The organism is Streptomyces sp. NPDC054961 (assembly GCF_053609145.1).
On record NZ_JBSGWY010000059.1, the window covers coordinates 26,489 to 35,761 of the forward strand.

A 9,273-nucleotide genomic window follows, 5' to 3' on the forward strand; every position below is an offset into this window, starting at 1 on the left:
GCGGCACTTGACGCAGTAGATCAATCGGTCTATCTCTATCCCATGACAGGTAGACCGATTGGTCTACCTCACTCAGGGAGGCGTCATGTCCGTGCGCAGCACCGCCGAAGTCATCGCCCGTTTCAACCGCGCGTTCACCGACGGCGAGTCGGCCCTCCTGGCCGACCTGGTCGCCGAGGACTGCGTCATGGAGAGCGTCCAGCCCGCGCCGCGCGGGGAGCGGGTCTCCGGGCGCGCAGCCTGTACCGAGTGGTGGACGGCGCTCGTCGAGGACCGCACCTCGCAGTTCACCCCGCAGGAGGTGATCGTGTCGGGCGACCGCGCGACCATCGTGTGGACCTACCGCTTCGGGGACGGCCCCGACGAGTGGGTGCAGGGCGTCAACGTCATGCGCGTGACGGACGGCCGGATCGCGGAGGCCCTCGGCTTCAGCAAGACGGCCGGCGAGGTCCCACTGGCCACGGAGTCCGACGACGCGTGAGCGGCACCGAAGCGCCGGAGCCGGCTCCGGCGCATCCGCACCTCCACGACCCGCGTACCACCCACGTCACGAGAAAGGCACTCCCCGGACGCCGAGTTACCACCTGTCGCACAGTGTCGCCGGGCTGTCCGGCCGTGCCGTGCACGAACACGACACGGCCGTGTCCGGTCCCGGCCAGGCCCTGGTGGCGGTGCGCGCGACGTCCCTGAGGCCGGGCCGGACGCAGAGGCTCATGGCCTTCCGCAGTTCGAGCAGAAACTGCACGGCAAGCCGTGCGGGCGTCAGTCGGCCGCGACGGTGTTCTGGGCGGCACCGACGCGCCAGGCGCCGTCCTCCTTCACCAGGATGTAGAACGGGCGGCCCTCGGGCCGGTCGGCGATCCGGGTGCCGTCGTGGCGGACGGGCTGCTGGCGGACGTTCACCGCGGCGACGTCCGGGCGCAGGAACAGCACGCGCTCGACGTCGTAGACGGCAGTGGACTCGGCCATGGCACCGGGCAGCACGGTGCGGGTGAAGGCCGCTATCTCCTCGAAGCCCGACAGCCGCTTGCCGTGGCCGGTGGTCCACACCGGGGCCTCCCGGCGGAAGACGCTCAGGAACCGGTCGACCAGCTCGTTCTGCTGGGCGTGCTCGACCTCGGCGACCAGGCGGCGGATCGCGGCCACCTCGCCGTCGGTCTCCGGGCCGTCGGGCGCGCCGAACACCTCGACCGGCCGGTACGAGCCCGACACCAGCTCGTCCACCACGCCCGGCCCGGCAGGCCGCCAGCCGAGGGAGGTACGGGCGGCCGCCCCGCTGACGCTCTGGTCCAGGGCGAGCGCGTCCGCGAAGAGCGGGCCGAAGACCTCGGCGGCCTGCTCCACGGGCACCGCGTGCGAGGCGGCGAGGACTCCGGCCGCGCGGCCGGCGGCCCGGGCGAGGTCACGGACCGGGACGGCGGACTCTCCGACGCCGTGCCAGAGGGTGCCGGCCCCGGCCCGTTCGACGGCGGCCACGAACAACTCGGCGAGGTCGTCCACGTGGACGGTCGGCCAGCGCACACCCTCTTCGCCGTAGTACTCGGGCGCCCCCTGCCGGCGGGCCCGGTCGACCAGGAGGGCGGGGATGCCGCCGCCGCGGCCGTACACGATGCCGGGCCGGACGACGACCGCGCGCACGCCCTCGGCGGCCTCGGCCAGCACCCGCCGTTCGATCCGCGGGCGGTATCCGACGAGGTCGATGGGATCGGTCGGAGCCTCCTCACCGACCTCCTGGTCCTCGCCCGTGGCACCGAGTACCCAGACGCCACTGGTGTAGACGAAGGGGCGGCCGGTGCCGCGCAGCGGAGTGGCCAGTGCCTCGATGGCGGCGGTGTCGACGTCGGCGTCGCCGCTCGGGGGAGCCAGGTGGATCACGGCCTCGATCTCCGGGGTCACCGCACCGGCCAGCGAGGCCGGGTCGGCGGTGTCACCGACCAGCTGGGCGTGCCACGCCCGGCCAGGACGCGGCTCGGCGCCCCGGGTCAGCGCGACGACCTGATGGCCGGCGGCGTTGAGGTGGTCGGTGACTGCGGAGCCGATGTAGCCGGTGGCACCGGTGAGCAGAACCTTCATGACGTTCCCGTCCTGAGGAACGAGACGCGACAACGTCCCGTTCGATGGCATGGTGGCGTGCTTCGAACCCGCGGTGCGCGGAGGTTTCGTCTCAGAGATTGATCGCGTGTCCGGCGATGCCGTGGACCGCTTCCTTCACGGCCTCGCCCGGCGTCGGGTCGCCGAGGCCGTGCGCCTTGCCGTTCGCCATGAACGGGAACGTGGCGACCTTGACGTCGTAGCCCTTCTCGCGCGCCGGGGCCTCGGTGTAGCCGAAGCGCGCGATCTGCGGCCGGCAGGAGGTGACGCGCGGGATCATCGGGTGGTCGAGCTCCATCGCCTCGGCGTCCGCGATGGTCCCGGCGGCGATGACGCCCATGGCCTCGGCGGTGTGCGCGCGCATCAGCTTCGCGGTCACATCACCGATGGCGTGGACGTGCGGCACGGAGGTGCGGCAGCGGCCGTCGATGGCGCCGCGCTCGGTGAGGGCGACACCGGTGTTCTCCGGGCCGAAGTCCGAGACGTTCGGCGCGAAGCCGATGGCCTGCGGGACCTCGTCGGCCTCCAGGACCTTCTGGGAGCCGTCCTTGCCGGTGACGGTGACGCGGACCTGCGGGCCGGACTCGTCGAGGTACTTCTCCTCGACGACCGCGACCCGCTTGCCCAGCTGGGCGGCGCGGACGGCGGCCGCGTAGCCGCCGGGGCCGGCTCCGAGCACGACGACGTCGAAGCGTTTGCACATGAAGACTCCTTGGACTTGAGAGTGACTTCGAGGCCGGGCGGCGGTCGATATCGGTCCGCCATGCCGGGGTGAAGTGATCGCATCCGGCAAGGGGCCGAGCGCCGGTGATGCGTTACGGCGGTGTCGGCCGCCTCGTCCGGCGGCGTCAGCCGGATGCCCTGCGGGTCCGCCCGACCGGGGCGGTCAGGGCCACACGCCGGCCGGAGCGGCCCCGGTGCCCCACCGGTCGAGCAACGCGTAGGCCGGCTGCCACGGGTTCGTGTACGCCTGGTGTGCGGACCCGGGCAGGAGGTGTGCCAGAACGGCGGGCACGGTCCGCTCAGCGGCGCCGTCCAGGAGCCATGGCAGGATCCGCGCCGCATCGGCGGCTCAGAGCCCGACGCAGGGAGGGCCACAGGACCTCGTCCTCGGCCGCCCGGTGCGCACGCAAAGCACTCCGGAACAGGTTCCAGCCCGCAGCGGTCCGCAGGACGTTCCGGGGATCGCGATCAGCGCGGGCGGCGACTCGGTCGAGGAGGTGCGACTCTCTGCGTAATGCGTTGTGCCTCGCGTACGTCACGGTCATGTCGAACCTGTCTCTCACGTCAGTCTGATTCCTGGCTCCTGGCTCCGGTGACCGAGTGAGCCCGTGTCAGGCAGTGGCGCCACGACCGGTCCGTCCAGGAACAGGGCAGCGGAAAGCCACACCTGACGAAGCGGGGGTTCGTGGGATGAGCGGCCGGGCGGGGGAATGAAGCCCTCGACGAGCAACCTGCCCGGGTACCCGAAGCCTCCCGCGAGAGCCATGTCCGGATCAACACGGACTTTGTACGTCCATCGATAACCCGACGGTTATCGAGCGGCCCCTGACCTCCCGGGGCCCTGGCCACTCAGGCGATCCGGGCCGGGCCGGACAGGTGCCGCGGAGCCAGGAGCCGGCGAGAGCGCCGATCACGGAAGGGCAGGTGACTGTCCTCCCAGTGATTTGGCATGACGGGTGCCATGGTGTGCCGGAAGTCGGCGAACATCTCCGGTCGCACCGACGTTCGCCTGGCGAGCACATGGTCGGCGGCCACGGCGAGGACGCGGGGGTCCGTGCACAGGACCGGGCCGACGGTTCCTGTTTCCTGGTGGCCTGGCTGACCCGCGCCCGGGAGACCAGGAGCCGCCGCTGTCGGGCCACGGAAGTACCCGGCGATCACAGTTCCACCCGCGGGAACGGATCCTGGAGGGGCGTGCCGGTTCGGCGGACAGTGCGCCGTTCGTGCGTCAAACGGGCGTCGCGCGCGTCAGGTATGCGTCAAGACATCGCACCTCACGCACGTGACGCCCGTCACGCACACTCAGAGAAACGGCAGGTCAGGCGTCCTTCGCCACCCGCTCCAGGATCGCCACGCACTCCACGTGGTGGGTCATCGGGAACAGGTCGAACGCGCGCAGCGTGCGGACCTTGTAGCCCGACTCCGCGAAGTAGGCCAGGTCGCGCGCCAGGGCCGCCGGGTCGCAGGCGACGTAGGCGATGCGGCGCGGGGTGAGGGCGGCCACCTGGCGGACCGTCTGCTTGCCGGCGCCCGCGCGGGGCGGGTCGAGGACGACGAGGTCGCACTCGGTGATGCCGGTCTTCGGGAGGATCTGCTCGACCTTGCCCTGCTCGATGCGGACCCGGGGGAAGTCCGCCAGGTTGTGCCGGGCGTCCTCGACCGCGCGCTTCGTCGACTCGATGCCCAGCACCGCGCCGGTGTCGCCGAGGCGTTCCGCGAGGGCGCCCGCGAAGATGCCGACGCCGCAGAAGAGGTCGAGGGCCATCTCGCCCTTGCGCGGCATCAGGCCCTGCATGACGGCCTTGATCAGGGTGTCGGCGGCCTGGGGGTGGACCTGCCAGAAGCCGCCCATGCCGACGCGGTACGTGCGGCCGTCCGCGCGCTCGCGGACGAAGGGGCGGCCGTGGACGCGGTGGACGCCGCCGTCCTTCTCCTCGACGCGCAGGACCGAGACCGGCTTGTCCAGCTCCACGAGCGGGAGGCGGCCGCCGGGGCGCGGGGTGAGGACGACCTGGCGGTCGCCGGAGCCGGAGGCGGCGATGGCCTCGACCGTGGCCATCTGGGGCCAGTCCTGCTGCTCGATGCCGAGTTCGCTGACGCCCGGCGCCGCGATCATGCAGTGGTCGACGGGCTCGATGTCGTGCGAGCGGTGCTTGCGCAGACCGACGCGGCCGTCCTCGTCGATGGCGAACTGCACGCGCGTGCGCCACTGCGGGACCTCACCGGCGGGGACCTTGTCGCCCTCGGCCGGCATGACGGTGCCGTCCCAGCCGGCCTGCTCCGGGGTGAGCCCGGCGAGCCGCAGCAGCTGCTCGGTGATGACCTCGCCCTTGAGCCGGCGCTGGGCGCCCGGCTTGGCGTGCTGCCAGTCGCAGCCACCGCACTTGCCGGGGCCCGCGTACGGGCACGGCGCCGGGGTCCGGTCCTTGGAGGGGTCCAGGACGGTGACGGCGTCGGCGCGCAGGAAGCGGGAGTCGGCGTCGCCCTCGGTCACGCGGGCGACGACCTTCTCGCCGGGGAGGGTGTGGCGGACGAACAGGACGCGGCCCTCGGCGGTACGGGCGATGCAGTGGCCCCCGTGTGCGACGGGGCCGACCTCGACCTCGTACTCCTCCCCGACCAGTGACTGCTTCTCGTTCTGCTCCGTCATGGTGGGGAGGCTCCAAGGCTAAGAAAGACAAAATGCGGAACGGCCGGACGACCGACCCACCAGTTTACGTGGATCTCGTCCGGCCGTTCGCCACCCGTTTGCCCGGGGCGGGGTGCTACTTCCCCGCCGGGTCCTTCGGCCTCGGACGGGGAGTGTCGACCGGGCCGCGGCGCACCGCGCCCGGCGCGTTCCACTCCGCGCGCTTCTTCGCCCGCTTCTTCGCGAGCTCGGAGGACTCCAGCTGGTAGGGCACCGAGGTGACCATCACGCCGGGGGTGAACAGCAGCCGCCCCTTGAGCCGCAGCGCGCTCTGGTTGTGCAGCAGGTGCTCGTACCAGCGCCCGACGACGTACTCGGGGATGTACACGCTGACCGCGTCGCGCGGGTTCTCGCTGCGCAGGCCCTTCACGTACTCGACGACCGGGCGGGTGATCTCCCGGTAGGGCGAGTCGAGGATCTTCAGCGGGACGTTGATCCCGCGCCGCTCCCACTCCTCGCGCAGCGCCTTGGTCTCGACCGGGTCGACGCTGATGCTGAGCGCCTCCAGGGTGTCCGACCGGGTCAGCTTGGCGAAGGCCAGGGCCCGCAGGGTGGGCTTGTGGACCTTGGAGACCAGGACGATGGAGTGGACCCGCGAGGGGCGCACGCTGTCCTCGCTGGGGCCCTCGGCGGCCGCGATCTCGCTCGCGACCCGGTCGTAGTGCTTGCGGATCGCGGTCATCGTTCCGTAGAAGATGACCATGCCGAGCAGGGCGACCCAGGCGCCGTGGGTGAACTTGGTGGCCAGGACGACCACCAGCACCATGCCGGTGAAGAAGGCGCCGAAGGTGTTGATCGCCCTGGACCGGTGCATCCGGCGGCGCGCGGCCGGGTCGTGCTCGGAGCGCAGGTGGCGGTTCCAGTGCCGGACCATGCCGACCTGGCTCAGGGTGAAGGACACGAAGACGCCGACGATGTAGAGCTGGATCAGCTTCGTCGAGTCGGCGTCGTAGATCCACACCAGCAGCATCGCGGCGCCCGCGAGGAGGACGATGCCGTTGGAGAAGGCGAGCCGGTCGCCGCGGGTGTGCAGCTGGCGCGGCAGGTAGCGGTCCTGGGCGAGGATCGAGCCGAGCAGCGGGAAGCCGTTGTACGCCGTGTTGGCGGCCAGGAACAGAACCAGCGCGGTGGCTGCCGCGAGCACGATGAAGAGGAAGCTGCCGTTGCCGAAGACGGCCTCGGCCACCTGGGAGATGACCGGGTGCTGGACGTAGTCGGGGCCCACCGGGACCCCGTCCTTGAGCAGGTCGGTGGCGGGATTCTCCGCCATCCGCACGTTGGTGCTCATGGCCAGGGCGATGATCCCGCAGAACATGGTGCAGGCCAGCGCGCCCATGAGGGCGAGGGTGGTGGCCGCGTTCTTGCTCTTGGGCTTGCGGAAGGCGGGTACGCCGTTGCTGATGGCCTCGACGCCGGTCAGGGCGGCACATCCGGAGGAGAAGGCCCGTAGGAGCAGGAAGACGAGCGCGAAGCCGGCGATCCCTTGGTGCTCGGCCTTGATCTCCAGGTCGGCCGTCGGGGCCTCCATGGTGTCGCCCATGACGAGGCCGCGCCAGGCACCCCAGGCGATCATGACGAAAACGGCGCCGACGAAGACGTACGTCGGGATGGCGAAGAGATTTCCGGATTCCTTCACGCCGCGCAGATTCATCAGCGTGAGCAGGACAATCATGATCATCGCCGAGAGCACCTTGTGCTCGATGACGAAATCGACGGCGGAGCCGAGGTTTTCCACACCGGAGGAGATCGAGACGGCGACCGTGAGGACGTAGTCGACGAGCAGGGCGCTCGCGACGGTCAGCCCGGCTCTGGGCCCGAGATTGGTGTTGGCGACCTCGTAGTCACCGCCGCCGCTGGGATACGCGTGGACGTTCTGCCGGTAGGAGGCGACCACGGTGAACATCAGCACGACGACCGCGAGGGCGATCCAGGGGCTGAACTGGTACGCCGACACACCCGCGATCGACAGGACCAGCAGTACCTCGCCAGGGGCATATGCCACCGAGGAGAGCGGGTCGGATGCGAAGACAGGGAGGGCGATCCGCTTGGGAAGGAGTGTTTCTCCGAGGCGGTCGCTGCGTAGCGCCCTGCCGATCAGGATCCGTTTGGGCACGTCGGTCAGTTTGGACACGCAGTGGATCGTAAGCGTTCGAAATCAGACTGACGAACCCCCCACCGGTATCCGGCACGAAGTCCCTCCGCATCCAGGGCAAAGAGACGCAGCCTCCAGCGCAAAGGGGCACACTGGTGACCGCCCGTGTGTAGCTTGGGCCATGGTCTGAGACCCTGTTAAGCCAGAGCAGCAAAGAGGCTGGAAACCAGCGAGCCGCTGACAGCCGGAAGGACGGCCGTGCACATCGTCATTATGGGCTGTGGAAGAGTGGGCTCCGCCCTCGCGCAGACCCTGGAACAGCAGGGGCATACGGTCGCCGTCATCGACCAGGACCCCACCGCCTTCCGCCGGCTGGGGGCGTCCTTCGGCGGCCGCCGTGTCACCGGAGTCGGCTTCGACCAGGACACCCTTCGCGAGGCCGGCATCGAGGAAGCGGGTGCCTTCGCGGCGGTCAGCAGCGGTGACAATTCCAACATCATCGCCGCCCGCGTGGCGCGCGAGATGTTCGGCGTCGAGAACGTCGCCGCCCGCATCTACGACCCCAAGCGCGCCGAGGTCTACCAGCGCCTGGGGATCCCCACCGTCGCGACCGTGCGGTGGACCGCCGACCAGATGCTCCGCCGGCTGCTTCCGTCGGGCGCCGAGCCGCTGTGGCGCGACCCGAGCGGCGGTGTCCAGCTCGCCGAGGTGCACACCTCCGCCGCCTGGGTCGGCCACAGGGTCAGCCAGCTGCAGGAGGAGACCGGCGTCCGCGTCGCCTTCCTGACCCGGCTGGGCGAGGCCATGCTGCCGACGTCGGCGACCGTCCTCCAGGAGGGCGACCTCGTCCACGTGATGATGCGCACGGATGAGATCGACAAGGTGGAGGCGTCCTTCGCCGAGGGTCCCGAGGAGGCACACGCATGAGGGTCGCGATCGCCGGAGCCGGCGCGGTGGGCCGCTCCATCGCGGGCGAGCTCCTGGAGAACGGCCACGAGGTGCTCCTCGTGGACAAGGCGCCGACCGCCATCTCGGTGGAGCGGGTGCCGCAGGCCGAGTGGCTGCTGGCCGACGCGTGCGAGATCACCTCGCTCGACGAGGCGGCGCTGCAGCGGTGCAACGTGGTCATCGCCGCGACGGGTGACGACAAGGTCAACCTCGTCGTCTCACTGCTCGCCAAGACCGAGTACGGGGTCCCCCGGGTCGTCGCCCGCGTGAACAACCCGAAGAACGAGTGGCTCTTCAACGAGTCCTGGGGCGTGGACGTCGCCGTCTCCACTCCGCGCCTGATGTCGGCGCTCGTGGAGGAAGCCGTCAGCGTCGGCGACCTCGTACGGCTGCTGCGCTTCAGCCACGGCGACGCCAACCTGGTCGAGCTGACCCTGCCCGCCGACTCGCAGGTCGCCGGCAAGCAGATCAGCGAGATCACCTGGCCCGAGGACACCTCGCTGGTGACGATCATCCGGGGCAACCGGGTGCTCACGCCGCACGGCGAGGAGACCCTGGAGCCCGGCGACGAGCTCCTCTTCGTGGCCGCCCAGGCCCGCGAGGAACAGCTGGAGGACCTCCTCCAGGCCGCGGACTAGGGTCTGTTGCGAAAGTGGATCTTGATCGGTGATGATCTTGGTGTGGCGCGTGGAGATCTGACGGATGCACAGTGGGCAAGGCTGGAGCCGTT

At 70.5% G+C, this 9,273-nt stretch carries 6 protein-coding genes and 1 pseudogene; 3 read left to right on the top strand and 4 right to left on the bottom strand.

Annotated elements, in window-relative coordinates; translation table 11 throughout:
* Window positions 1–85: 85 nt before the first annotated feature.
* Window positions 86–481: a nuclear transport factor 2 family protein gene (locus ACWF9Z_RS33740; protein ID WP_453608919.1), complete on the top strand. Its 396-nt coding sequence runs from the start codon at window positions 86–88 to the stop codon at window positions 479–481.
* A gap of 281 nt (window positions 482–762) precedes the next feature.
* Here ACWF9Z_RS33740 and ACWF9Z_RS33745 read toward each other — a convergent pair whose 3' ends face one another.
* The 4 genes and pseudogenes from ACWF9Z_RS33745 to ACWF9Z_RS33760 all read right to left on the bottom strand — a co-directional run bounded on the left by ACWF9Z_RS33745 (window position 763) and on the right by ACWF9Z_RS33760 (window position 7,634).
* Complete coding sequence (locus ACWF9Z_RS33745) at window positions 763–2,073, bottom strand: SgcJ/EcaC family oxidoreductase (RefSeq protein ID WP_453608922.1); 1,311 nt, start codon at window positions 2,071–2,073, stop codon at window positions 763–765.
* Window positions 2,074–2,164: 91 nt separating this feature from the next.
* Window positions 2,165–2,779 (bottom strand): annotated as a pseudogene (locus tag ACWF9Z_RS33750) (FAD-dependent oxidoreductase); the annotation flags it as partial.
* A 1,353-nt stretch (window positions 2,780–4,132) separates the two neighbouring features.
* Window positions 4,133–5,464 carry a class I SAM-dependent RNA methyltransferase gene (locus ACWF9Z_RS33755; protein WP_453608925.1) on the bottom strand — a complete coding sequence of 444 codons (1,332 nt, stop codon included), beginning with the start codon at window positions 5,462–5,464 and terminating at the stop codon, window positions 4,133–4,135.
* A gap of 115 nt (window positions 5,465–5,579) precedes the next feature.
* Entirely contained in the window at window positions 5,580–7,634 is a 2,055-nt protein-coding gene (locus ACWF9Z_RS33760; RefSeq protein ID WP_453608928.1) for an APC family permease, read from the bottom strand.
* A gap of 219 nt (window positions 7,635–7,853) precedes the next feature.
* Between ACWF9Z_RS33760 and ACWF9Z_RS33765 the strand changes: the two genes are divergently transcribed.
* Entirely contained in the window at window positions 7,854–8,522 is a 669-nt protein-coding gene (locus ACWF9Z_RS33765; RefSeq protein ID WP_453608931.1) for a potassium channel family protein, read from the top strand.
* Window positions 8,519–9,181, top strand: a complete 663-nt coding sequence (locus ACWF9Z_RS33770) for a potassium channel family protein (RefSeq protein ID WP_214953432.1) — start codon at window positions 8,519–8,521, stop codon at window positions 9,179–9,181. Before ACWF9Z_RS33765 ends, ACWF9Z_RS33770 begins: the two co-directional genes overlap by 4 nt.
* Window positions 9,182–9,273 lie beyond the last annotated feature (92 nt).